17 protein-coding genes, 1 tRNA gene and 1 pseudogene are annotated in these 25,459 nt (G+C 67.4%); 11 read left to right on the top strand and 8 right to left on the bottom strand.

Annotated elements, in window-relative coordinates; all coding sequences use genetic code 11:
• The 3 genes from AC1D1T_RS16380 to mutY all read left to right on the top strand — a co-directional run.
• The coding region (locus AC1D1T_RS16380) for a zinc finger domain-containing protein (RefSeq protein ID WP_477992164.1) at positions 1-197 on the top strand (197 nt) is incomplete at its 5' end.
• 148 nt (positions 198-345) lie between these two features.
• A complete protein-coding gene (locus AC1D1T_RS16375; protein ID WP_477992163.1) occupies positions 346-2,325 on the top strand; it encodes a dynamin family protein in 1,980 nt (659 codons plus the stop codon).
• 1 nt (position 2,326) lies between these two features.
• Positions 2,327-3,397, top strand: a complete 1,071-nt coding sequence (gene mutY, locus AC1D1T_RS16370) for an A/G-specific adenine glycosylase (RefSeq protein ID WP_477827340.1) — start codon at positions 2,327-2,329, stop codon at positions 3,395-3,397.
• Between the two features lie 6 nt (positions 3,398-3,403).
• Here mutY and AC1D1T_RS16365 read toward each other — a convergent pair whose 3' ends face one another.
• The 4 genes from AC1D1T_RS16365 to AC1D1T_RS16350 all read right to left on the bottom strand — a co-directional run bounded on the left by AC1D1T_RS16365 (position 3,404) and on the right by AC1D1T_RS16350 (position 7,653).
• Entirely contained in the window at positions 3,404-4,024 is a 621-nt protein-coding gene (locus AC1D1T_RS16365; protein WP_047506477.1) for an LON peptidase substrate-binding domain-containing protein, read from the bottom strand.
• A gap of 29 nt (positions 4,025-4,053) precedes the next feature.
• On the bottom strand, positions 4,054-5,007 hold the full coding sequence (rapZ, locus tag AC1D1T_RS16360) for an RNase adapter RapZ (RefSeq protein ID WP_477992165.1): 954 nt from the start codon (positions 5,005-5,007) through the stop codon (positions 4,054-4,056).
• A gap of 65 nt (positions 5,008-5,072) precedes the next feature.
• Complete coding sequence (gene recN, locus AC1D1T_RS16355) at positions 5,073-6,773, bottom strand: DNA repair protein RecN (protein ID WP_477992162.1); 1,701 nt, start codon at positions 6,771-6,773, stop codon at positions 5,073-5,075.
• 7 nt (positions 6,774-6,780) lie between these two features.
• Positions 6,781-7,653, bottom strand: a complete 873-nt coding sequence (locus AC1D1T_RS16350) for an NAD kinase (protein ID WP_047506479.1) — start codon at positions 7,651-7,653, stop codon at positions 6,781-6,783.
• A 69-nt stretch (positions 7,654-7,722) separates the two neighbouring features.
• Between AC1D1T_RS16350 and hrcA the strand changes: the two genes are divergently transcribed.
• Both hrcA and AC1D1T_RS16340 read left to right on the top strand, forming a co-directional pair.
• On the top strand, positions 7,723-8,745 hold the full coding sequence (gene hrcA, locus AC1D1T_RS16345) for a heat-inducible transcriptional repressor HrcA (protein ID WP_047506481.1): 1,023 nt from the start codon (positions 7,723-7,725) through the stop codon (positions 8,743-8,745).
• A 59-nt stretch (positions 8,746-8,804) separates the two neighbouring features.
• A tRNA-Ile gene (locus tag AC1D1T_RS16340) sits at positions 8,805-8,881 on the top strand.
• 27 nt (positions 8,882-8,908) lie between these two features.
• On the opposite strand, the pseudogene AC1D1T_RS16335 reads toward AC1D1T_RS16340, so the two are convergent.
• Positions 8,909-9,181 (bottom strand): annotated as a pseudogene (locus AC1D1T_RS16335) (tyrosine-type recombinase/integrase); the annotation flags it as partial.
• Here AC1D1T_RS16335 and AC1D1T_RS16330 point away from each other — a divergent pair.
• Both AC1D1T_RS16330 and AC1D1T_RS16325 read left to right on the top strand, forming a co-directional pair.
• Positions 9,129-10,241, top strand: a complete 1,113-nt coding sequence (locus AC1D1T_RS16330) for a terminase gpA endonuclease subunit (RefSeq protein ID WP_477992161.1) — start codon at positions 9,129-9,131, stop codon at positions 10,239-10,241. The pseudogene AC1D1T_RS16335 and the gene AC1D1T_RS16330 sit on opposite strands and share 53 nt — an antisense overlap.
• Positions 10,238-10,612 carry a Mor transcription activator family protein gene (locus AC1D1T_RS16325; protein ID WP_477845038.1) on the top strand — a complete coding sequence of 125 codons (375 nt, stop codon included), beginning with the start codon at positions 10,238-10,240 and terminating at the stop codon, positions 10,610-10,612. The genes AC1D1T_RS16330 and AC1D1T_RS16325 overlap by 4 nt, the downstream gene beginning before the upstream one ends.
• Positions 10,613-11,030: 418 nt before the next feature.
• Here AC1D1T_RS16325 and AC1D1T_RS16320 read toward each other — a convergent pair whose 3' ends face one another.
• Positions 11,031-14,069, bottom strand: a complete 3,039-nt coding sequence (locus AC1D1T_RS16320; protein WP_477992160.1) for a winged helix-turn-helix domain-containing protein — start codon at positions 14,067-14,069, stop codon at positions 11,031-11,033.
• 449 nt (positions 14,070-14,518) lie between these two features.
• Here AC1D1T_RS16320 and AC1D1T_RS16315 point away from each other — a divergent pair, with 449 nt between their 5' ends.
• From AC1D1T_RS16315 to AC1D1T_RS16305, 3 genes are all read left to right on the top strand, one after another.
• The gene (locus AC1D1T_RS16315) at positions 14,519-15,151 is read left to right on the top strand and encodes a hypothetical protein (protein WP_477992159.1); all 633 of its coding nucleotides are present in this window, start codon (positions 14,519-14,521) and stop codon (positions 15,149-15,151) included.
• A 726-nt stretch (positions 15,152-15,877) separates the two neighbouring features.
• On the top strand, positions 15,878-17,668 hold the full coding sequence (locus AC1D1T_RS16310; RefSeq protein ID WP_477841080.1) for a DUF1800 domain-containing protein: 1,791 nt from the start codon (positions 15,878-15,880) through the stop codon (positions 17,666-17,668).
• A 24-nt stretch (positions 17,669-17,692) separates the two neighbouring features.
• A complete protein-coding gene (locus AC1D1T_RS16305) occupies positions 17,693-19,264 on the top strand; it encodes a DUF1501 domain-containing protein (protein ID WP_477825231.1) in 1,572 nt (523 codons plus the stop codon).
• A gap of 206 nt (positions 19,265-19,470) precedes the next feature.
• On the opposite strand, the gene AC1D1T_RS16300 is transcribed toward AC1D1T_RS16305, so the two are convergent.
• Together AC1D1T_RS16300 and AC1D1T_RS16295 are read right to left on the bottom strand one after the other, a co-directional pair.
• Positions 19,471-21,963, bottom strand: coding sequence for a discoidin domain-containing protein (locus AC1D1T_RS16300; protein ID WP_477825232.1), 2,493 nt, complete (start codon positions 21,961-21,963; stop codon positions 19,471-19,473).
• A gap of 480 nt (positions 21,964-22,443) precedes the next feature.
• Positions 22,444-24,609 (bottom strand): beta propeller repeat protein, encoded by a 2,166-nt coding sequence (locus tag AC1D1T_RS16295; protein ID WP_477992158.1) that lies wholly within the window; start codon positions 24,607-24,609, stop codon positions 22,444-22,446.
• A gap of 38 nt (positions 24,610-24,647) precedes the next feature.
• Here AC1D1T_RS16295 and AC1D1T_RS16290 point away from each other — a divergent pair, with 38 nt between their 5' ends.
• Positions 24,648-24,827, top strand: a complete 180-nt coding sequence (locus AC1D1T_RS16290; RefSeq protein ID WP_477825234.1) for a hypothetical protein — start codon at positions 24,648-24,650, stop codon at positions 24,825-24,827.
• Positions 24,828-25,459 lie beyond the last annotated feature (632 nt).

The following is a 25,459-nucleotide window of genomic DNA, read 5'->3' as shown; positions in this document are numbered from 1 at the left end:
CGCTGGCCCGCGCGCTCGCCTTGGGCGGCTCGACGCTGCGCGACTTCCGCGATGCGCACGGCATGGCCGGCGCGTTCCAGCAGCACGCCGGCGTCTACGGCCGCGAGGGCGAGCCGTGCACCGTCTGCGCAACGCCGATCCGCCGCATCGTGCAGGGCCAGCGGTCGACCTTCTTCTGCCCGCACTGTCAACGCTGAGCTGTCAACGCCAAGGCCCGGCCTCAATCCCCAAGGAATCGACACTTCGCGCGGGTGGCGGGTGTCGAGATGTTTCGAGGGGAGGGTGCCCGACAGCCTTGCGCTACCATGAATATGCGCCGCGCCTCTTTCCTGCGCCCGCACCTCCATGTCAACTTCCTTTGCTAGCAGCGTCGACGAGCTGGGCCAGTGGCGACAGTCGATCGGGAAACGGCTCGATGAATTCGGGCGCTTCCTGACCGACAACGACCTGGCCGACCCCGCAGCCAGCGAAGCGCTGGACGCGCTGCGTCGCAACCTGGTGGGCGAGAAGCTCGTGGTGGCCTTCGTCGCCGAGTTCTCGCGCGGCAAATCCGAGCTGATCAACGCGATCTTCTTCTCCGACACCGGCCGCCGCGTGCTGCCGGCCACGCCGGGGCGCACCACGATGTGCCCGGTGGAACTGGGCTACGAGGCCGGCGAGGCGCCGGCGCTCGCGCTGCTGCCGATCGCGACCCGCCTCGAAGGCCTGTCGCTCGCCGAATTGCGCGGCCAGCCGAAGGCCTGGGGCCACATCCCGCTCGACATCCACTCGCCCGACCAGTTGACCGAGGCCTTGCGCGAGGTGATGCGCACGCAGTGGGTGTCGGTCGACGATGCGCGTGCGCTCGGCTTCTGGAGCGACGACAACGCCGAGGACAACCCGCCGACGAACGATGCCGGCGAGGTCGAGGTGCCGGCCTGGCGCCACGCGATGATCAACTACCCGCACCCGCTGCTGCAGCGCGGCCTGGTGGTGCTGGACACGCCGGGGCTGAACGCGATCGGCGCCGAGCCCGAGCTGACGCTGAGCCTGCTGCCGGCCGCGCATGCGATCGTCTTCATCCTCGGTGCCGACACCGGCGTCACCAAGTCCGACATGACGATCTGGCGCGACCACCTGGGCTCGCCGTCGAGCTCGGCCTTCGTCGTGCTGAACAAGATCGATGCGCTGCAGGATCCGCTCGCCACCGTCGAGCGCGTGCAGGAGCAGATCGAGCAGCAGCGCCAGTCGACTGCGCGCACGCTCGATGTCGCGAGCGAACGGGTGTTCCCGCTGTCGGCGCGCCAGGCCCTGGCTTCGCGCATCGACGGCGATGCGGCGGGCCTTGCGCAGAGCCGCCTGCCGTTCCTCGAGGAAGCGCTCGGCGCCCAGCTGCTGCCGCAACGCCGCGAGGCCTTCCAGCAGACGGTGATGGAAGCCGCGAATCGCATGGAGGCGCAGGTCAACCGGCGCCTGGGCGACCGCCGCCGGCAGATGGCCGAGCAGGTGCTCGAGCTGCGCGGCCTGCGCGGCAAGAGCGGCGCCAAGGTGCGCATGATGCTGGAGCGCGTGCAGGCCGAGACCGCCGAGTTCGAGCAGTGCACCGCGCGCTTGCAGGCGATGCGCATGGTGCACAGCCGCATGCTGAAGAACGCGCTGCTCGACCTGACCAGCGACCGCTTGCGCGAGGAAGTGGCCGAGATGCAGACCGCGATGACCGCGTCGCTGCTGCACCTCGGCGCGAAGAAAGCGTTCATCGCGCTGTGTGGCCGCCTGCGCGAGCTGCTCGAGGCGGCGCAGGTGCGCGGCACCGAGATCCACGACATGCTCGGTGCCTCGTTCGCGAAGCTGAACGCCGAGTTCGGCTTCAGCCTGGCGATCACGAAGCAGCCCGACTTCGGCCGCTTCGTCAACGACCTGACGCTGATCCAGCGCAACTACGTGCAGTACCTCGGGCTCACGCAGGCGCTGCGGCTCTCGCAGCCGAAGTTCATGGAGCAGTTCCGCCGCATGCTGGTGTCCAAGCTGCGCGTGGTGTTCGAGAACGCCAGCGGCGAGTTCGAGCTGTGGAACAAGACCGCCTCGGCGCAGGTCGATTCGCAGTTGCGCGAACGCCGCCGCGGATTCCGCCGGCGCCGCGAGGCGCTGGAGCGCATCCAGTCGGCCGCCGGCGACCTGGAGCAGCGCCTGTCCGAACTGGAAGCGCAGGATGCGCAGCTGCAGCAGCTGCAGGCGCGCAGCACCGAGCTGGGCAACCGCCTGAAGCAGCAGGCGCAGCGCGAGCTGACCGGCACGGCGAGTGCAACGCCCAGCGGTTCAGTCCCGCTGTACGCGGCCCAGGCCTGAGTTGTCTCCTCAAGAGCGTTTCGCGAAGCCGCTGATCGCGTGGCAGCGGGAGCACGGCCGCCATGCGTTGCCGTGGCAGCAGACGCGCGATCCGTACCGCGTGTGGCTGTCCGAGATCATGCTGCAGCAGACCCAGGTCACGACGGTGCTGGGCTACTACGCGCGCTTCCTCGAACGCTTTCCCGATGTGCGGGCGCTGGCCGCCGCGTCGCAGGACGAGGTGCTCGCGCTGTGGAGCGGGCTCGGCTACTACAGCCGTGCGCGCAACCTGCATGCGTGCGCGCAGGCGGTGGTCGCCGCGCATGGCGGCGAGTTCCCGCGCAGCGCCGCCGTGCTGCAGGAGCTGCCGGGCATCGGCCGCTCGACCGCGGCGGCGATCGCGGCGTTCTGCTTCGGCGAGCGGGTCGCGATCCTCGACGGCAACGTCAAGCGCGTGCTGACGCGCTTCCTCGGCTTCGACGGCGACCTGGCCGAGGCGCGCCAGGAGCGCATGCTGTGGGACGAAGCCACCCGCCAGCTGCCCGAGGACGGCATCGAGTCATACACCCAGGGCCTGATGGACCTCGGCGCCACGCTGTGCGTCGCGCGCTCGCCGAGCTGCCTGCTGTGCCCGGTGCAGGCCGGCTGCGTCGCGTTGCGCGAAGGCGCGCCCGAGCGCTACCCGGTGAAGACGCGCAAGCTCAAGCGCGGCCAGCGCAGCAACGCCTGGCTGTGGCTGCAATGGGGTGACAGGCTGTGGCTGCTGCAGCGGCCCGGCAGCGGCGTGTGGGCCGGGCTGTGGAGCCTGCCGGAGTTCGACACGCCCGAGGCGCTCGATGCGGCATCGGCCGACTGGCCCGGCACGCCGCAAGGCCTGCCGATGTTCACGCACGTGCTGACCCACCTCGACTGGACGCTGCAGCCGGTGCGCTGGACCTTGCCTGCCGATGCCGCGGCCGGTGACGTCGATGCGATCACCGCGACGCTCGTGCGCGAGGATCAGCGCGGCGAATGGGTCACGCTGGCGCAGGCGCTCACGATGGGCCTGCCGGCACCGCTGCGCAAGCTGCTGGCCGGCACGCCGCCGGGTTGACGGTGCCTACTTGACGACGCCCTTGCTGCGCAGGAATTCGTCGACCAGCTGAAGCCGCACCGCGGCGTCCGGCAGTTCCATCAGCTTCTGCTTCGCCGCCAGCGAGATCGGCAGGATCTCGCACCAGCGGTTCGCGACCCAGCCGGCGTTGTCGAACTGGAAGGGCTTCAGGAAGGGCTCGGAGCCCTGCTGCTTCAGCGTCGCGATCGCATTGGCCAGGCCGCGCACCGTCTCGATCATCGCGTCGACCGGCAGCGAGGCCTCGTCGTCGTCGAGCATCTCGATCTGGGCCAGCCACAGGCCATCGGGCTGCTGGCGCATCCGGCTCACCCCGAAGCGGTGGGTGCCGCGGCAGCGCACCTGCAGGATGCCGTGCTGCGCGCTGTCGACATCGATCAGCTCGGCCATCACGCCGGTTTCTTCGAGGGCGACCGGCTCGCCGGGCTTGCGCACCTCGCCGCCCTGGCGCAGCGCGACGACGCCGAACGGCGTGTTCTCGCGCAGGCAGGTGCTGATCAGGTCGAGGTAGCGGGCTTCGAACACCTTCAGGCTCAGCAGCCCGCCAGGAAACAACACCGCCTGCAGCGGGAACAACGGAACGTCGGTGGTGGAGATGTCGGGAGTCATTCAGCAGCGCGGCCGGGTGGGCCGCGTTCTCAATCGCGGGCGTCGAGCTCGCGGTGGCGAATCAATGTACCGCTGCGCGCGGCAAAACGCTTCGCCAAGGATTCGGTGAGGTAGACCGAGCGGTGCTGGCCGCCGGTGCAACCGATGGCAACCGTCAGATAGCTGCGCTGGTCGCGTTCGAACGACGGCAACCAGCGTGCGATGAAGGATTCGATCTGGGCCAGCATCTCGGCCACTTCGGGTTGGGCTTCCAGGTAGGCCGCGACCTCCGGGTCGCGGCCGGTCTGCGGGCGCAGTTCGCGGATGTAGTGCGGGTTCGGCAGGATGCGCACGTCGAACACGAAATCGGCATCGAGCGGCACGCCGTGCTTGAACGCGAACGACTCGAACACCAGGGTCAGCCGGTGCGCCATCGCCTTCACCAGGTCGCGCATCCACAGGCGCAGCTGGGCTGGGCGCAGCTGGCTGGTGTCGACGACGGTGGAGACCTCGCGCAGCTCGGCCAGCAGCTCGCGTTCGAGCTCGATCGCTTCGGTGAGCGCGCGGTGGCCGTCGGCGGCGCGGTCGTCCTTGCGGCGGCCGGGCGACAGCGTCGCGGCCTCCTGCGACAGCGGGTGGGRGCGGCGCGATTCGGAGAAGCGGCGCACCAGCGTGTCGGTGTTCGAATCGAGGAACACCGAGCGGATCGCGGTGCCCTCGGCGCGCAACTCGGCGATCAGCGGCAGCAGGTGGGGGAGCGAGCCGGCGCTGCGCACGTCGACCGCGATCGCGACGCGGCGCATCGAGCGCTCATGCTCGAGCCGCAGGAAATCGCGCAGCAGCTCGGGCGGCAGGTTGTCGACGCAGAAGAAGCCGGCGTCTTCGAGCGCATGCAGCGCGACCGACTTGCCGGAGCCGGAGATGCCGGTGACGAGCACGACCTCGTTCGGCGACACCACGGACGGCGGTGCCGGCTCGGCCGGTGCCACGGCGTCGGGCGGCAGCGCGGTCCCTGGAGTACCTTCGTGCTGCGCACTCCGGTATTCGCCCTTGGGGCGGCCCGGCGCGCTCATGTCTTCTTGCGGCTGCGGGGGGCAGCCGGCACGGCGGCATCGGCCGCCACCGACAGCATCTCCTGCGCATGCGCGAGGCTGGTGCCCGACATGCGCTCGCCGCCCAGCATGCGGGCGATCTCGGCGACGCGCACCTCGCCGGCGACCGCGTGGATGTCGCTGTGCGTGCTGCCGGCCTCGGTGCGCTTCGAGACGACGAAATGGTGGTCGGCGCAGGCAGCGACCTGCGGCAGGTGGGTGACGGCCAGCACCTGGCGGTCGCGGCCCAGCTGCTTCATCAGCCGGCCGACGGTGTCGGCCACCGCGCCGCCGACGCCGGAATCGATCTCGTCGAAGATCAGCGTGCCGGCGGCATCGGCACCTTGCGCCAACTGGCTGGTCGTGACGGCGATCGCGAGCGCGATGCGCGACAGCTCGCCGCCCGACGCCACCTTGCCCATCGGCCGCGGCGTGCTGCCGGCATGGCCGGCGACGAGGAACTCGGCCGATTCGAGGCCGAAGGATTGCGGCGCGTCCTGTGCGGTGAGCGCGACCTCGAAGCGGCCGCCGGCCATGCCGAGCTGCTGCATCGCCTGCGTGACGGCGGCGGCCAGCTTCGGGGCAGCGGCCTTGCGGGCGGCGGAGACGCGCTTCGCCTCGGCGCTGAACGCGGCATGCGCCTGCGCGAGCGCCGATTCGAGCGCGTCGAGGTCGGTGGCGGCGTCGAGCGCGCGCAATTCATCCTTCCACTGCTCGAGCAGCGCCGGCAGCTCGGCCGGGGCGCGGCGGTAGCGGCGGGCAAGGCTGACCCATGCCGACAGGCGATCGTCGAGCTCCTGCAGGCGCTCGGGTTCGAGCTCGGTGTGGTGCAGGTAGCCGCTGAGCGTGTGCGCCGCATCCTGCAGTTGCGCCTGGGCGCTCTGCAGCACCTCGGCCACGGCGGCGAGGCGGGCGTCGAACTCGGCGACGTTGCCGAGCGCGTCGGCAGCGCCGCTGGTCAGCGATTCGGCATTGACATCGGCCTCGCTCAGCGCATCGAGCGCGCTGCGGGCGGCGTCCATCAGCGCCTGCGAATTCGACAGCCGCTGGTGGTCGGCATTCAGCGTTTCCCACTCGTCGGCTTCAGGGCCGAGCTTGTCGAGCTCGCCGATCTGCCAGGCGAGGCGCTCGCGCTCGCGTTCGAGGTCGGCCTGCTGGCTGCGCGCCTTGTCGAGCGCATCGCCGGCGGCCTTCCAGCGCGACCACACCGCGCCGAGCGGCGCGACATCGACGCCGGCATAGGCGTCGAGCAGCGCACGCACCGAGGCGCTGCGCGTGAGGCTCTGCCAGGCGTGCTGGCCGTGGATGTCGACGAGGTGATCGGCCGCCTCGCGCAGCTGCGCGACGGTGGCCGGGCTGCCGTTGACCCAGGCGCGGCTCTTGCCCTGCGCATCGATGACGCGGCGCAGCAACAGCGTGTCGGCGTTGTCGAAGCCGGCATCGTCGAGCCAGGCCGCGAGGCTCGCGGGCGCATCGAACTCGGCGGTGATGTCGGCGCGGGCCGCGCCTTCGCGCACCACGCCGGCGTCGCCGCGGCTGCCGAGCGCGAGCTGCAGCGCGTCGATCAGGATCGACTTGCCGGCGCCGGTCTCGCCGGTCAGCACCGAGAAGCCGCCGGCCAGTTCGACCTCGAGCGAGGTCACGATGACGAAATCGCGCAGGGCGAGGCGTTTCAGCATGATGGGATCACAGTCCGGCGTTCCAGTGGAGCTTGCCGCGAAGGGTGGCGTAGTAGCTCCAGCCGCGCGGGTGCAGGAAGCGCACCTGGTGCGCCGAGCGGCGCACGATGATGCGGTCGCCGTGCAGCAGGCTCGCGAGGCTTTGCATGTCGAAGCTGACGCTCGCATCGCGGCCGGCGACGATCTCGATGCAGATCTCGCCGATGTCGGGCAGCACGATCGGGCGGTTGGAGAGGTCGTGCGGCGCGATCGGCACCAGCACCCAGCCGGCGATGCCCGGGTGCAGGATCGGGCCGCCGGCCGACAGCGCGTAGGCGGTGGAGCCGGTGGGCGAGCCGACGATCAGGCCGTCGGCGCGGTGGTTGGCGACGAATTCGTCGCCGATGTCGATCTTCAGCTGCACCATGCTGGCGGTGGCACCCCGGCTGACGACCACGTCGTTCATCGCGATGCCTTCGAAGATCATGCGGCCGTCGCGCCAGACGCCGCCTTCGAGCATGGTGCGGCGTTCTTCTTCGTAGTCGCCGGCGATCATCGGGGCGAGGGCTTCCTCGAACTGGTCGATCGGCAGGTCGGTGATGAAGCCCAGGCGGCCCTGGTTGATGCCCACCAGCGGCAGGTTGAAGCGGGCGAGCTGGCGGGCGATGCCGAGCATGGTGCCGTCGCCGCCGACGACGACGGCCAGGTCGCAACGCTGGCCGAGCTGCTCGGGCGTGAGCGCCGGGTAGTCGGTCATGCCGGTGTTGTGCGCCGTCTCGGCTTCGAGCGAGACCTCGAGGCCTTGCCGGCCCAGAAATTGCGCAATGTCCTGCAGCACCCCGCGCATTCCGAGGGCCTGGTACTTTCCCACCAGCGCTGCGTGTCGAAAACGGGTCGGCATGCGCGGGATTACACCACAGCGCCCCCTGGGAACCGGGGCAGAAAATGGCCTCGCGCCTACAATGAAACCATGCTGGACGAGCGAGCCAAAACACTTCTGAAAGCGCTGGTCGAACGCTACATCGCCGACGGACAACCGGTGGGGTCGCGCACGCTGTCGCGGGCGTCGGGGCTGGACCTGTCGCCGGCCACCATCCGCAACGTGATGGCCGACCTCGAGGATCTGGGGCTGATCGCGAGCCCCCACACCAGCGCGGGGCGCATCCCGACGGCGCGGGGTTACCGGTTGTTCGTCGACACGATGCTGACGGCGCAGCCGATCGACTTGGCGCGCGCGACGCCCGCGATGGAGCAGCCGCAGCTGCACCCCGACCAGCCGCAACGCGTGATCGCGAACGCGGCGCAGCTGCTGTCCAGCCTGTCGAGCTTCGTCGGTGTGGTGACGGCGCCGCGCAAGGCGAGCGTGTTCCACCACATCGAGTTCCTGCGGCTGTCGGAGCGGCGGGTGCTGGTGATCCTGGTGGCGCCCGATGGCGACGTGCAGAACCGGGTGATCGTCACCGCGCAGGACTACACGCAGAGCCAGCTGATCGAGGCGAGCAACTACCTGACGGCGCAGTACGCGGGCCTGACGATCGAGGAGGTGCGCGAGCGGCTGAAGAGCGAGGTCGATGCGCTGCGCGGCGAGATCGCGGCGCTGATGCAGGCGGCGGTGCAGGCCGGCAGCGAGGCGATGGCCGACAGCCAGGAGCAGGTGGTGATCTCCGGCGAGCGCAACCTGCTGACGGTGCAGGATTTCAGCAGCGACATGGGCTCGCTGCGCAAGCTGTTCGACCTGTTCGAGCAGAAGACGCAGCTGATGCGGCTGCTCGACGTGAGCAGCCGCGCCGAGGGCGTGCGCATCTACATCGGCGGCGAGAGCATGGTGGTGCCGTTCGAGGAGCTCTCGGTGGTGTCGGCGCCGTACGAGGTGAACGGGCAGGTGGTGGGCACGCTCGGGGTGATCGGGCCGACGCGGATGGCATACGACCGGATGATCCAGATCGTCGACATCACGTCGCGGCTGGTGAGCAACGCGCTGAGCCAGAAGTAGGTCCGTTCGGCTGCTTGGTGCCGCGTGGCGGGCACCTACAATCGGCGCTCCTTTCCCGAGGGCCGTTAGCTCAGTTGGTCAGAGCAGAGGACTCATAATCCTTTGGTCGTTGGTTCAAGTCCAACACGGCCTACCAATACGATCAAGGACTTAGCGTTGTTTGCTAGGAGCCCCGATCTTCCGGCGTAGCCGCAGCGTAACCAAAGAACGCATCCAATCGCAGGGCCGCGCCTTGCAACGCTTCCGGCGCTACGTGCGCATACCGCTCGACCATTGCGCCGGTTTTCCAGCCGCCGAGCCGCTGTAGCTCATGGGTTGGCGTTCCAGCCTGTCGATGCCATGTCGCGAAGGTGTGCCGCAAGTCGTGCCATCGGAAGTCCTGGATGCCGGCCCGTTGGAGCGCTGCCTTCCACGCCTTCGTGTTGACTTGGCCGATCGGGTGGCTGACGGCTGCGAAGAAGGCGCAGGCCGGCGACGACAGCGACCTCAAAACCTTCATCAACACCACGCGCGGCGAGACTTACGAGCAGGAACTGGAGAAGACCGACGCCAGCCAGCTCGCGCTGCGGGGCAAGCACGGCCACCCGCTGCGCACCGTGCCGCGCGGCGCGGTGAAGCTCGCGATCGGCGTCGACGTGCAGGGCGACCGCTGGGAACTGGTGGTGTGGGGGTTCGGGCGCGGCGAGGAGATGTGGGTGGTCGATGACCTGGTCATCTACGGCAACCCTGCCGACCAGCGCGAATGGGATCTGAAGCTGGATCCGGCGATCAAGGCGACCTACCGGCACGTGTGTGGCGTCGAGATGTCGGCCGACGCGGTGGCGATCGACACAGGCGGCCACTTCACCCACCAGTGCTACGTGTTCGTGCGCAACCGGCCGAACCAGAACCTGTACGCGGTGAAGGGCGAGACGCGGCTGGGCCGGCCGATCAAGAGCGCCAGCGTTCTGGTCGACGTGAACGAGCGCGGCAAGACGATCCGCAAGGGCGTGCGGCTGTGGCACTTAGGCACCGACACCGCCAAGGACTTGCTCTACGGCCGCCTGCAGGTCAGCCAGCCCGGGCCGGGCTACGTGCACTTCGCGCGCGAGCTGACTGCCGAGTTTTACGACCAGCTCACGGCCGAGAGTCGGATGCTCGTCAAGACCGGCCGCGGCGAGGAGCACCGCTGGCTGAAGCCGGCGGGCAAGCGCAACGAGAAGCTGGACTGCACGGTCTACGCGCTGTTCTGCGCGCAGATGCTGGGCCTGCACGCGCTCAGCGACAAGCTGTGGGCGCGGCTTGAAGCCGGGCTGGAGCCTGACCTGTTCGCTGGCGGCGGGGCCGCAGCGCCGACCTCGGGCAGCGATCCGGCGCCAGTGCAGACGTCTCCACAACCGAGCGCGGTGGCTGCGGCGCCTCCGCCAGCTCCACCACCTGCAGCACGACCACCCGTCGTCCACCCCGTTGTCCCGAATTCTTTCATCGTCAKCGATTCTTGGAGCAGCCGCCTGTGAGCCAACCCCTCTTCCAGCCCCAGCAGCAACCCCACCCCGATGCCCACGAGATCAAAGCCGACGCCGCCACGCAGTGGGTGTTCGACATGACCGAGATCCTGCGCGATGACCTGGCGTTTCAGGAACCGTGGGCCAGTGCGATTGCGCACGAGATCGTCCAGGGCATGCGCACGAGGTTTGGGGGCGACGATGTCTACGTGCCGGCGCCGGACAAGTCGGCGCGCGATGAGCGCGTGCGGGAGATGTTCAACGGCCGGAATATCAAAGAGCTGATGCAGCTGTTCGGACTGGCGCGCTCGACGGTCTATCGGATTGTCGGCCAGCGGGGGGGCGGCCATGAGTTGAGGCGGGCAGCAGGTGCTGACAAGTGATGCGGCGGGGGAAGCAGGCATTGCTTGCTACGGTCACCAATCGAACTGGACCTCGGCTCCGCACAGATGGGTGCCGTCCGGCGCGCTGATGCTCAGGTTCAGGGTGTTCGCTGCGGGTGATCGCTACGTGTCAGAGCGGTCGCCGGGCCGCCCGATTGAACTGAGCCCCCTGCAGGGCAGGGAGGCCTCTGACCAAACGACTGCTCGTGCGAGCAGCGATGCGGCGCTGTCGATCCAAAGCAGCCATGTCGCCATGGCAGACGTGGTCGCCGAAACGCACCTGCCGGGACCTGAACCGCCATAGGGACGACGCTCCTTGGCAGCGTTTGCGAATGGGTCTCGGCGACCGCCTTGTCCAAGGCAGCGAGCGTTTCGCCAAGCGGTCAACAGGAGCGATGTGCGAGCGCGCCGGGCGCGATCAAGGCGTGGTTTTGCTGGTGCAGAACGCGCTGTCCCGCGCGCCGCCACCGGCGTCGATGCGCGCCTTGAGGTCCGCCGCCAAATCGTGGTCGGGATCCTGATCGAGAACTACGTCGAGGACATGCAGCGCTTCGCTCCGGCGATGTTCTTCGGCGGCGCGCGACGCGAGGTCGAGCATCTGCGTCATCCACGCACTCTCGTCCACGGCCTGGGCGTGCCCCTCTGCGATGCCGGCATGCAGCCGAAGCAGCCGTGCGGCCAGCCGCCGGCCGAGTGCCGCCGGCGACCGGTCGTGCATGCTCCCCTCGGTCCGAGACGCAGGTGACATCAACACGTACTCCAGCGTCAACGTTTCGTCGCGGCGCGCCAGCCGGGCGAACAGGACGTGCGCGCCGGGGCTGCGGATGCCAATCGCGGCCGCAATTGCTGCTGGCGTCGGGGCCTGGGTGGCATCGATGCCGGCCTGCACCTCAGCGGCGGACATGCGCTTCAGCATCGAGTGAACAGCGAAGGTGTAGCCGAGAACTTCCAGGGGATACCCGAGATCTCGATCCGCGACGCCGACGCCCGGGTTTCCGCTCGGTAGCGGCACGACAGCCAGCGGACGCTCCGGGATCGCCTGCAGGTCCGACAGGAGCGTCGCTGCGGTGTCTTCGTCGGGCTCTGCGGGCGCATCGGCCAGCAGCCCGTAGCCTTTGCCGTAGACGGTTTTGACCTGCACCGCGTGAGTCTTGCTGCGCCGCATCGCCTGGCGAATCTTGGCGATTGCTTGGGCGACCACTTCCGGCGACTCGGCTGCCTGGCGCCACACGGTGTCGAGGAGTTCGTCCTTCGTCACAAGGCGGTGACGATTGCGGTACAGATGCAAGAGCACGTCGAATGGCTTTGGCTCGAGCGTCTGGCGCCGCCCATCGACCCACAATTCGCGGCGTTCCACGTCGAGCATGCAGTGGGCGAAGCGGTACTCCCGAAGCATCGCGTCATTGGGCGGCGCCAGCGGCAAAGGGGGCTCGCGCCGCGCCTCGCTGGGTGCTGCCGACAGCTGCTGCCCCAGCCGCCGGAAGAGWGGCAGGGCAGCCGGCGCGGTTGCGAGCCGCGCAAGCAGCGACTGGGTCTCCGGTTCCTGTTGGCGCCGCCGTGCCAGCAACGCACGCGGGTACAGCAGGTTCGCGGTGGTGTTTTCGTCCTGCAGATGGGCTTGCGCGTCTGCGCGGTCGAGTTCAGCCTCCGCGAGTGGAAGGCGTCCGCTGCGCACGAGGGCCTCAACGAGCCAGGGGAACAACGGCGCCTCGGCCACTCGGTTGCCGTTGCGACGGCACTCGGACGCCGCCCGCAAAAAACAGTCGGCCGCCTCGTTGACGCGCCCAGCCGCCATGGCGGCATGGCCATGGGCCTGCCAAAGGTAGCCGTCATCCTGCACACGGTCCGGCTGGGGCAGCAGGGACAGCAGCTCGGCGGCGGCGTCCGGGCGGCCTTGCTGGCGATGGAGCAGGCAGTGGATGTTGGCGACGGTGCTCAACAGGCTCACGTTGGCCTCGATCGCCAGCGCAGTCGCGGTCGCCTCTTCCGCGCACTCTCGCGCCTCGTCCAGCCGGTCCGCGTAAAGCAGTTCGCCCGCGAGATTGAGGCACACGCTTGCAAGCGCCGTGGTGGCGTTGAGCCTGCGCGCCACGTGGGCAAGCTTCCTGTTCCAGTGGATGGACTTCTCGGCATGGCCAGACAGCGAGCTCATGATCGCCCGGAGCCACAGCACGTTCAGCAGCCCCCAGTGGCTGCCGATGCCGGTGAAGATCGCCTGGGCCTCGTTCAGACGCGTCGCTACGGAATGCAGCTCGCCGAGGCGGCACTCGACGGATGCCAGCAGCGTCAGGGTGTGTCCCTGCCAGTGCGGCGGCATGCAGACGCGGCCCAGCGCGAGGCCGTGCTCCAGACTCTGCGCCGCGTCGCGCAACTGGCCTTTCACGTGGTACAGCGTCCCGAAGCACTGCTGCACTTGCGCTTCGAGGCACTGGTCCTGGTTGCGTCTGGCGGCCTCCAACAGGCGTGCCCCGCAGACCAGCCCTTCGTCGCTGCCGCAGACGGCCTGTGCACGCAGCAGTTCCAGATCGAGGCGCGGAAAACCCGGGTCCAGGTGCTGCAGAAGCGCAAGTGCCCGAAGCGCGGCAGGCTGGCGGTTCATTGCAGCGGAGTGCTTGGCCCTTGCGAACAACTCGATGGACAGGAACGAGCAGCCATGCAACTCGTGGCCGTGGCGCTCGCCGACGCCCAGCAGTGTGTGCCGCAGGGCCTTCATGGCGGGAAGCACGAGCCCTGCGGGAGCGGCGGCGCGGATTGAAATGGCGGTCTTCCTGTCCTGCTCATGGACGTGGAGATCGAGTACGAGTTCGGGCCCTGCAAGTGTCAAGGAGCCGACCACGGCAAAGCGCGCGCCGGCCGCGCGCAACATCTGCAGCATCCGCCGGTCTTCTTGCGGCCACGACGTCTCCAGTGACTGCGCGTCCTGAACCTGGATGCGTCCGTCGATCGACAGGCCATGCGCGATGCAGGCCACTAGGCCGTGCGTCGCCCACTGCAGGCCTGGGCGCCCGGTGTGATTGCGCAACGGGCCGATGATCAACGACGGGATACCGTCGCGCGACGAGCCGGGCGTGGGCCGCTCTGGGTGCGATGCCGATGCCGATGCCGGTGCCGATGCCGGTGCCGATGCCGATGCCGATGCCGGTGCCGGTGCCGATGGCACGTCGAACATGTAGCCGACACGTGGGATCGAGCGGATGATCGGCTGCGGCCCGTCGTCCCCGATGGCCAGTCGTGCCGCACGGATCGCCTGCCGCAGCGCGGCTTCGGATGCTGCCCCCTCCGGACGCAGCGCGGCCAGCAGTTCCTCCTTCGTCACCACGCGATGGCGGAAACGGGCCAGTTGCTCCAGCACGCGCCACGCCCGCGGTTCGAGCTTCACCGGTTCTCCGTGGCGGATCACGCGTCGTCCAAGCAGGTCGAGCGACCCGCCGGGCAGTGTGATGAGAAGCTCGCTCATGGCGTCGGCGCGCTGCGGCCGCGGCATCGCGAGCCAGTCGGCCGCAGCGCAGCATCTCGGGGCGTGGTGGGGGAAAAACGTTGCATCGTTGGCATGCGATCTTGCGCTTGCGCGCCGTGGACTCCCAGTGCGCTGGCGCGGCGCCGACCGGGGCTTCGGCACAAGGCGCACAAGCGTGAGTTGTTGCCCAAATGCGTATCCGTGAACCTTGTGCCTGCGATTCGTCACAAGTTCATCAAGTATGCCCGCCAACGCTCGCTGACACTGTGGCTGCCATGGACTTCGCCGACGTCACCTCGCGCCGACACGCCAGCCCCCGACCGCGCCGTTGCTCGTGCGTTTCGTGCCCGAGTTGGGCTTCAAGTTTTGTGGTCGCGTGCTTGTACGCTCGCTGCCTTCGCGATGCTCGGATTGTTTGTAGGGCGCCGCTGGTCAATACCGCCATCAACATGAACACCACATTCAAGGCAGTGGCGATGGCGCTCTTGGCGACGAAACCATCATGGTGGTCCCGTCTGTCGTTTCGCTTTCGAAGGCGGCCGGCCTACCGCCGATCCGCCCAAACCATTTCGAGGTCTTCGGTGCTGACTCCAGAGCGATCGCTCGAGTCGGCCTTGCTTACTACACCACCAGCGTTGGTCGAGACGTCACTGCCCCGCGCAGTGCCGGTGCCGGTCGACGTGCTGACGCAGTTGCTAGACATGGACGCAACTGCGCGCTCCCGACTGCGCCATCTCGCCCTTGTCGAGTCTTCCTGCCGCCTGTCGTCGCCCGATGATCCCTTTGCGCGCCTGCCGCCTCGGGCGGCTGAGATTGCGGTCCGTCAGCTCGATACAGTTTTGCCGCAGCATCCTGCGTTGCGCGTGCTTCGCCTGCAACTCGAACGACATCTGCAAACCCATAGAGCTCATGTCTCGGCGATGCTCGCGGTTGAAGACCGCAAGTGGCGAATCGAAGCGACTGCCGCCAGTTTCAGCGCATCTCTAGCCCGCGATTCGATGATCGGTGGTCCTTGGGGAGTTACTGACTTCCTCGAAACACAGCCGTGCGAAAAAGCGAGCCTCAGATCATTCGGAAGCTGAGTCGCATTCTTTCCTCGCCGTAGCGTGCCGAAGGAACGGAACATGTCCGAGACATTTGCTGAAGACGACAATCTCAAGGACTTGCCGGATCCGGCGCGGCGTGCGTTCTCCTTCGGCCTCGTAACGCCCGGCAGCCCATCTGCCGCATTCCTTGGTTCAGCTCTGCTGACCTCTCGTCTGCAACCGGGGAGGGGCCTTGAATGGCGGCGGCAAGTTGGTCTTGTCCTCGTTGCGCAAGTCCAGATCCATGCGGCAGTCTCGTGGCCTGAGTCATCGGTACGGCTTCGCTGGTCGATGAAGAGCGATTGGGAACGTTGCGCCGTGTCGGTGCGAAATGCCTACGTGACCCATGCCCGATGTCGGACTGCGCTAGGGCCTTCGTTTCCTACTTGGCGGCCGACGCTTATTGGCCGCCATGCACAGATGACGGGAGTCGACCGGAGTTCCTTGGTGAAGTAGCACAGCGATGTGCACCATCGAATTGCCCGCGGGTCTGCAGCTGAATCCGCCAGGCGAGGCGCTGCTCGAGTCAATCGATTCGGGGTGAATTTGCATCCTGTTGCATAGCGTCTCGCCACGCCAACGCTGCACGTGGCTCTCGTCGGCTCGTCACAGTTTCATCAAGTTCGCCCCATGTCGCGCCCCACACAATCGCACCGGGAAACGAAAGCCCGGCATGTCGAACGACATGTACGCGCCACACTTTGAAGCGACAGGAACTTCACGATGAGCATGCCATGCCAACGCCCGACTCGCGTCACTGCAACAAGCGCACTGCTGTGCGCACTGGTGCTGTCAGCCTGTGGGGGTGGCAATGACTCGAGCGCCCCGGCGCCCCCCGTCGGCTCTGCACCTGCACCTGCACCTGCACCTGCACCTGCAACCGAGAAGCCGGCCTCGCGTGCCGAGGCTGCGCGCTTCCTGACGCAGGCCACGTTCGGCCCGACCGATGCCGAGGTCGACCATGTGATGTCGGTCGGCTACTCGGCCTGGATCGACGAGCAGTTCGCGAAGCCCGCGTCCAGCAATCTGGCACTCTGGGATGCGAAGGCCACGGAGAACAATGCGACCGTCAACTCGGCCCAGGACGGCACGCTCCACGCGTTCTGGCGCAACGCGATCAGCGGCGACGACCAGTTGCGCCAGCGCGTCGCGTATTCGCTGTCGCAGATCTTCGTGATCGCGATGCAGGACGCAAACGTCGACGCGCGTGCGTCCGCGGGCTTCCTCGACATGCTCGGTGACAAGGGCCTGGGCAACTACCGCGACCTGATCGAGGCGGTCTCCAAGCATCCGCAGATGTTGGGCTATCTGACGGCGCTGAGAAACCAGAAGGCCGATCCGGCGACCGGCCGCGTGCCGGACGAGAACTACGCCCGCGAGGTGATGCAGCTGATGTCGATCGGCCTGCACATGCTCAACCCCGACGGCAGCAAGCAGCTCAATGCAGGCCAGCCGATCGACACCTACGGCCAGGCCGACATCAGCGGCATGGCCCGCGTCTTCACCGGCTGGAGCTGGGCCTGCCCCGCCTGGCCGGACAGCAGCTGTTTCTTCCTCGGCCAGAAGGCGGGCGTCGGCGATCCTGACCGCACCACCAAGCCAGTGCGCGGCTATCCGGCGTACCACAGCACCGAGGAGAAGAAGTTCCTCGGCGTGACGATCCCCGCCCAAGGCACGGCCGACCCTGATGCGAGCCTGAAGATCGCGCTCGACACGCTGTACAACCACCAGAACGTCGGCCCGTTCATCGGCCGGCAGCTGATCCAGCGGCTGGTCACGAGCAACCCGAGCCCGGCCTACGTCGCCGCGGTGTCGGCGCGGTTCGCCAACAACGGCTCCGGCGTGCGCGGTGACATGAAGGCGGTCGTCAAGGCCGTGCTCATGAACCCCGAGGCGCGCCAGATGACGACGAGCTCCGGCAAGCTGCGCGAGCCGGTGCTGAAGCTCTCGGCCTTCATGCGCGCGTTCGCGTTCAAGTCCGACACCGGCGACTATCGCGTCGGCACCACCGACGATGCTGCCTTCACTCTCGGCCAATCGCCGCTGCGCTCACCGTCGGTCTTCAACTTCTATCGTCCGGGCTACGTGCCGCCCGGCACGGGGGCGGCGCAAGCGGGCCTGGCCGTGCCGGAAATGCAGCTGGCCAGCGAGACCAGTGCTGCAGGCTACGTCAACTATATGTTCTACAACGTTGTGGACGGCGTCGGCATCTTCAACACCACCGTCAACGGCACGACGGTGAACCGCCGCGACCTGCAGCCCGACTACGGCGCCGAACTCGCGCTCGCCGACAACAGCTCGGCCCTCGTCGATCGCCTGAACGCCCGCCTGATGTACGGCACGATGCCGGCCGCGCTGAAGAGCCTGATCAGCAACTGCGTCGACACGTTCGCGATCCCCGCGCTGAAGACCGACAAGTCGAACCAGGCCGACGTCGACCTCGCGAAGAAAGACCGCGTGCGCACGGCCATCTTCCTGACCGTCGTGTCGCCCGAGTTCCAGGTGCAGCGCTGAGCGCAACTACGTATCGAGTCCACCATGATTGACCACCACCTGTCCCGACGTCTCTTCCTGCGCAACGCCGGTGTGCTGTCTGCCGCCGGCGCCGCAGCCGCGCCGCTTGCGCTGAACTTGGCCGCCATCGGCTCGGCCGCCGCGCAGTCGGCCAGCGACTACAAGGCGCTCGTCTGCATCTTCCTGTACGGCGGCAACGACTCGATGAACACGATCCTGCCGACCGACACGGCCTCGTGGACCAACTACACGACGGTGCGCAACCAGGCGCCCGATTCGCTTGCACTGATGGCGCCTGGTACCGCGGCGGTCGTCAGCGCCGCGGCCGGCTCGCCGGCACGGCTCGGCGGCGTGTTGCCGATCACGCCGACCACCGCGCGCACGGCGCCTGGCGGCGGCACGCAGACGTTCGCGCTGCATCCGCTGATGGGCTCGCTGCAGTCGATGTTCAACACCGACAAGCGGCTCGCGATCATCTCCAACGTCGGCCCGCTGGTCGAGCCGCTGACCAAGCAAACGTACAACAACGGCAGCGGCCGGCGGCCCGCGATGCTGTTCTCGCACAACGACCAGTCGAACACCTGGTTGTCCTTCAAGCCCGAAGGCGCGACGGTCGGCTGGGGTGGCCGGCTCGGCGACCTGATGGTGTCGCAGAACAGCCGCGCGATCTTCACGGCGATCTCGACCTCCGGCAACTCGGTGTGGCTGACGGGTCAGAGCGTCCAGCAGTACCAGGTCAGCCCGAACGGCGCGATCCAACTGGGCGCGCCCGTGGGCGGCCGGATTCTCGGCTCGCTCGAATTGACCACCGCGGTGCAGCAGGTCGTCTCTGCGACGCGCGGCGGCCACGTCTTCGAGGCCGATCTCGCCGCGGTCGCGGCGCGCTCGATCGACGCCGAGACGACGCTGCGAACCGCGTTAAAGGCGCCGAGCGATCCGATGTTCGGCACGCCGCCGGCAAGCGGCGGCAACTACAACGCCAGTGCCGACCCGAAATTACAGTACGACAACCCGCTGACCGGCGCGAAGGCGTTCAGCAACGTCGCGCAGCAGCTGCAGATGGTCGCGCGGATGATCGATGCGAGCAGCGCATCCGGCATCGGCGCCAAGCGCCAGGTGTTCTTCGTCGGCCTCGGCGGCTTCGACACGCACGACGGCGAGAACCGCAGCCACGCCGACCTGATGGCGCGCCTGGCGCACGCGATGCGCTACTTCGACACCGCGCTCGGCGCAATGGGCGCGCGGAACAAGGTCACGACGTTCACGGCGAGCGACTTCGGACGCACGTTCACGAGCAACGGCGACGGCACCGACCATGGCTGGGGTGGGCACCACTTCGTGATGGGTGGCGCGGTCAAGGGCGGCGACATCTACGGCAAGGTCCCGGTGCTGGGCGCGAAGAACGCGAACAACAATGAGTTCGACAGCAGCCCGAACCAGATCGGCAACGGCAGCCTGCTCCCCACCACCTCGGTCGATCAGTTCGGCGCCACGCTGGCGCGCTGGTTCGGCGTGTCGGACACCGACGCGCTGACAGTCTTCCCGAACCTCGCGAACTTCGATGCGAGCGTGCGCAACCTCGGCTTCATGGGCTGATTCACAGATCGCCGCGGCACGTCGTCGCTGTCCCGAGGGCCAGTCCGGCGCGACTGGCACGGCCGTCACTGGACGGCCAAGACGCGCCGGTACTGACTGGCTTCGCGAGGTGAGCGGTCGTGATGGTGCTGCCGAGGTGGCCACACGGGCAGGGTTCATCGCCGCGATGAGCTGGAAGCGCGCCGGAAACTCCGCCTGCCGTGCAATCACTGCGGCTTGGAAACGAGCAGCCCGAATTCGCCAAGATCCGTGAAGACGCTGTCGCCATTGTTGGCTGTGACGTTGAGCCGGTAGTAGCGATAGGCAGCGGGATTTGCGATCGCGTAGGTCTTCAGCTCGAGGCGTTGGGCGAACGCCTGGTTGCTTTGCGTGTCGAGCGTGGTCCAGGTGGTGCCGTCGCTGGAGCCCTGGAACTGCCAGTCCTTCGGGTCGCGCGGGACCAGGCCGCCGGCGCTCGTGATCGCATAGCGCTGGACGCGTTCCGTGTGGCCGAGGTCATACTGCAGCCAGCCGGTCGTGCCCTTGTAGAACCATCCCGACGCCGTGTTCTGGTCGAAGGCACTCATGGCGCCACTCGTGTTCGTGCTGTCGCTCGCGGTGCCACCAGTGGCGACGTTCACCATCGGATGAGCCGGTGTGGCGCTGTCCACCGGAGAACTGCCGCTCGTTCCGGCGGAATTGCTCGCCGTGACCGTGTAGTAGTAGGTCACGCCATTGGTCACCGACTTGTCCGTGTAGCTGCTGCCTGTGACGCCCGACGCGACGGTCGCGTATTGGCCGTCGATGGATGTCGCGCGCCTGACCGTGTAGCTGGTCGCGCCGAAGGATGCCTGCCAGCGCAGCGGCACCGCGCCATCGCCCGGCGAGGCCAGCAGCATGGCCGGCGCCGCGGGAATGACTCTCGGCGCACCACCGTCGCCGCCGGTGATCTGGACGTTGCTGAAGGTGGAGGTGTTCAGGCCCTTGGCAACCGAGGAGACAACCAGGCCGACATAGATCGTGTCGGGAACGGGCGCGTCAATGCGGCCGACATCGGTGGCAGCCCAATTGGTGCCGTCGGGAGACAAGTAGCCGGTGATGATGTTCCCGATGCGCTCGAGCTTCACCCAGTACGAGGGCGTGGAGCTGGCGATGTCCATGCCCTTGGTCGCATAGTTCGCGCCACCATACACCGCGAGTTTCTGCATGTTCTGTTCGGCGTTGCCTCGGCTGGCGACGGCCATCCAGGCGCGGGGAGCGCCTGGTTCCAGGCTTGTTCGCATCATCACGCCCGCCTTTGCGGCCGGACTGGTGTTCTGGACCGACTCGACTTTCGCGATGATGGCGCCGTTGCCGGTGATGGCCTTGTAGGTGAAGTGGCAGCCGTCTTGCGTGCCCCACAAGATATCGTTGCCCGCACCCTGGATCGTCCATTTGCCGTTGGCGTAGGTGGACACGCCCGCTGGGGAGGCGCCCCCGATGTCCGCATTGCTGAACCCTGCGGTGATCGAGGTGGTCGAAGGAATGGGCAGCGCCGACGGCGGCGTCGCCTTCGTGGTGTCGGCGTCCTTGAGGAACATGAAGCTGGTGCCGTCCACGGGCATCCAGCCGCGTCTCTGAGCGATGAAGGGGGCCTGGAGGCCCTTGCGCAGGACGTAGGCGCCATAGAGCTGGGTGAGCGCGACGTTTCCGCCATTGGCGCCGTTCCAGCCGTGCCCGGTGACGTCGGTGATGTAGTAGCGATCAGTCGTGCCGAAAGGAAGGGCTGTCGTCGGGACGAGCTCGTTCACCCTCGCGAAATACTCACCCGCCGCCAGCAGGCGGTCATCAAGGTCGGAATAGATGTCGATGCCCTGGCTCCAGAGCGCCTCGGCGAGCATGGTCAGTGACTTGAGCTGCCCATAGGAGTGCCCCTGGTCGCGAAGGTAGTCGCCGAGCATGCCGATGTCGTTGGAGTTTCGCAGTCCGATATGGGCGAGGGTGCGGGTCTGGTAGACGACCTTGTCCAATGTCTCGCGGTCGTCGTTGTAGATCGCCATGAGTCCGCTGGCGACGAGGGCGAGTGCGCCCTTGTTGGCGGCCCCGTACGAGCTGTCGCCATAGGGATTCGCTGCCGGCATCAGGACGTTCCTGAAGTATTTCTTGACGGTCGCCGTGTCGTCCTCCCTCCAGCCCGGCCAGGTACTGCGCAGGATGTCCGCGCCGCCCACGAACTGGAAAGCGTATTCGCCCAGGTCGAGCATCGACTCGCGACCCGAGAACTCGACTTGGGTGGTGGCCCAACCAAGCAGCAACTTCTTCGCATTCTCCGCGTACCGCTCGTCCCGAGTGAAATACCACATCCGGGAGAGATCCCAGATGGCCGTCATGTCGTTGCGCCAGGCCCAGAGATTCTCGTCGGGCGCGCGGCTCACCTTCGCGAACGGGCCACCATGCCCTGCATAGCTGAGCCTGGACGTGGGACTGTTTGCCAACTGATTGAAGGCGGACGTCCACGGCTCCTTGCCCTGATCGACATACGCCTTGAGCGTCTGGAGATCCGAGAGGGTGAGCGGCGTACCCGGGTGCTTCATGGCATGAACCTGCTGTGAGCCTCCGCCTCCCGCGGAGCCGCTGCTTTCCGCCAAATCCTCGCTCGCGTTTTGCTCATCACTGCAAGAGATGAGTACGGCGGAGGTCAACAGGAGCAGCGCGCGGGCGAAGTTGGTGGTGTTGAACATATGAGCGGTCATTTCATACGTGCGGATTGGTTGCCCCGCCAAGCTCAACTTGGCGCACGACCTTCCTCGCTCCGATATCACGGTGATGAGATTGCGGCCTTCCGCAATGGATCAGCTTGATGTCGGTGCCGAAAATGGTGGTCCGTTCCTACCCACCATTTCAGTGACATCGTAGGCGCGAGAACTCGCGTAGTCATGACCGTAGCACGGCCGAAATCCGCAACGTGACGGAATCCGCCTTTCGACACATCATTCCCGAACTCATCGCCCCGTAGCGCTGCCCGGCCGATCCCGGCGCCCACTCGGCGGCGGAGACCTTGGCGGAAGGGTCGGCGTCAGCGGCCGCCGCACCACAGGCTACGGCAGCCAGTCCGGCACCTGCCACGGTGCGCACGAAGTCGCGGCGTGCCGGCTTATCGGGCAAGGTGCCCAACGCAGTTGCCTTGTTCATGAGCGATGCGGGGATGAAGTGGACGGGAGTCAATTGCTGTACAGCAGGCCCCGGCCGGTGCCGCTGGCGTAGATCCGGCCATAGACGTTCTGGTCGGCCGCCATGACGCTCATGCCGCCGAACTGGTGAGCGTCGTCGTTGAAGCGAGTCCAGGTCACGCCGGCGTCGTCGGAGCGGTACACACCCCACATGCCCTTCACCACGCCCACCACGTAGACCGCTGCCGAGTACGCAGCGCCGGGCTTGGCCTTGCCCAATGCCACCAGGGTGGCGCCCTGCACGTCGGGCCACGGGTTGCTGCCCGGGATCGACGCAAACTGGCTCAGCTTCGTCCAGGTCGCCCCTGAATCCACCGAACGGTACACGGCGTTGCCGTCGGCCAGCCAGAGGTCGCCCTCGGCGTTGGGGTTGACCGCGAGCGAATTGTTCGAGAAGTAGCCGGGGGCCAGCCCCGCGGCCACCGAGCCCTGGCTCAGCGTGAACGTGTGGCCGCCATCCGTCGACACGTAGACCTTGCCCGGCGTGCCCCACCAATGGCCGCCGGAATCGTAGGCATAGACCTTGTTCGGGTTCTTGCGATCTGCGACCAGGTGGTAGGCGCGGGGGAAGATGCTGTCGATCGCCGGCAGATTGGTCGGCACCCAGGTGGCGCCGTTGTCCGTGGTGTAGGACGGTACCGAGTAGCCGGGCGCCCAGACCGCCCTGTTGCGCGCCGTGACCGCGATGCTCGCTTCCCCACCCTTGTTGTCCGCGACGCCCGGCGGGTAGGTGGCGAACTTCGCCCAGGTCTTGCCGCCGTCGCCGGACCACGCGCCGTAGCTGGTGCTGTTGCCCAGGACGACGCCGATGGTGGCCATGTACTGCGGGTCCGACCACGCCATGTCGGCGGCGAAGCCGTTGCTCCAGCTGGTGGCCGGCGTCAGCGTCGGCTTGGTCGCGAGGTTGGTGTGCACCCAGGTGCCGATGTCGCCCGTACTGTTGATCACGGTGTACGTGGCGCCCGCCGGCGGCGTGGCCAGGCCCAGGACGGCAGTCTCCTCGATGCCGTCGTTCAGCTCGTTCCAGCTCGGGGTGGCCGAGGACGCGTTGCGGGTTTCCCAGACGCCGCCGCCATGGCCGTACAGGATGTGATCCCGGTTGGCAGGATCGATCTCGATGTCGTCGGGCCAGCCCCAGAAAGCCGCGTCGGCCGGCGTATGCGGCATGGTGGCCGCGATCTCGCGCCAGGTGCGGCCGGCATCGTCGGACAGCCGGATGATCTGCTGGCCGCTGAAGCTGCCCCAGGTGTTGGTCACACCCAGCGCAATGCGCGTGGTCGAGCCGGTGCCGGAGACGGACACGCCGCCGTAGCCGGCGGAGTCGTTGCTGTCGAGCAAGGTCCAGTTGCTGCCGTCGAACTTGTAGAGACGGGCGGGACCGCCGGCGCCCGGGCCGGTCTCCTTGGTGAAGGCCACATAGAACATGCCGTCTGCGGCGCGCACCATGTGCGGGATGTGATAGCCGGAGATCGGGACCGAGACCGGGGTCCACGAGGCGCCACCGTTGCCGGACTTGTACAGGTTCGAGGCCAGGCCTGCTGTCTGGACGTAGTCCGGCGCGATGGGCGCGTAGATCGTCTGCGTGGCCGAGCCGCTGCCCTTGGTGCCGGTGTCGTAGACGACCGTCTCGACGCCCATCGCGCTGTTCATGCCCAAGGCATTGACCTGGTCCTGGGTCAACGTGGCGCTCGACAGCGACGTGACCTGGGCCCAGGTGAGGCCCGAGTCGGCGCTCTTCCACAGGCCAGCCGTGCGCGAGCCGTAGAACATCGTCGACGGCTTGTTGGGGTCGACCATCAGGCGTTCGCCGATGGCCCGGCCGGGGTTGTTGCCGCCCAGGGGGAAGGGCAGGGCGACATGGGTCCAGTGGTCACCGCGGTCGCTGGAGATGTACAGGCGGCCGTTGCCACCGGACGTGTACATGCCGGCGGCCAGGTAGGCGAGCTGGTCGTTGTTCGGATCGACGGCGATGCTTTCGATGCCGTGGAATCGTTCCTCGCCTCCGCCGAACCCCGGGCCGTCGGTGATGGGCGTCCAGGACGACGTGCCCTGGTTCCAGCGGTAGGCGCCACCGACGTCGGTGCGCGCGTACAGCAGGTTGGCGGTGGTCGGATGGAAGACGAGGCCGCTGACGTAGCCGCCACCACCGAACTTCACGCTCTTCCAGGTGGTGGCCTGGGCAGGAGCAGGAGCAGGTGCTGGTGCTGGTGCTGGTGCTGGTGCTGGTGCTGGTGCTGGTGCAGGTGCAGAGCCGACAGGCGGCGATGGGGTGCCCGAGTTATTGCCACCTCCACAGGATGACAGCACCAGTGCGCACAGCAGTGCGCTTGTTGCAGTGGCACGTGTCGGGCGTTGGCTTGGCATGCTCATCGTGAAGTTCCTATGGCGTCAAAGTGCGGCGCGTACATGTCGTTCGACGTGCCACGCTCTCAATTCCCGGCGCGATTGTGTGGGGCGCGACATGGGGCAAAATTGATGAAACTGTGCCGAACCGACGAAAGCGACGTGCAGCGTTGGCGCGGCGAGACGCCATGCAACAGGATGCAAATTCAGACCGATTCGATTGACATCGAACAGCGACTGGTCCGACGCTCAGGTCCAGACCCAAAACGTCGCGGGCGTCTCGGTGACCCTCGCAGGCGGTGCGCGCGCAGTCGACGCGACGAGGCCCTCGCGCCCGAGATCGAGCGCGTCTGGCGGCCCAAGTTGCAGGTCTACGGTGGCGGAACAGGCGACTCCGCTGAGCACGCCGGCGTTTTCGTCGAGAAGCGTGGATATGAAGTTGCCGACATTCGATGCACTGATCCTCTGGCACCGATGAACATGGATTGGATCGGCCCACGGCCCTTCTCAGGGCCACCAAACTCACACTTCCTGGGCCTCACAAGAGGCGAGCCGAGAACCGCTGGCCCGCGGGTGAACGGCGTCCTCGTCCATCCGTGAAGGTCACTATTGAATCGCCCCGGGTATAGAGGAGGCTCCTTCGATTGAGAGAATGGAGCAATGA

Source organism: Rhizobacter sp. P2_H3 (genome assembly GCF_056403355.1).
Note: the sequence above shows the minus strand (reverse complement) of the source record. Positions and strands in the feature narration are given on the sequence as shown.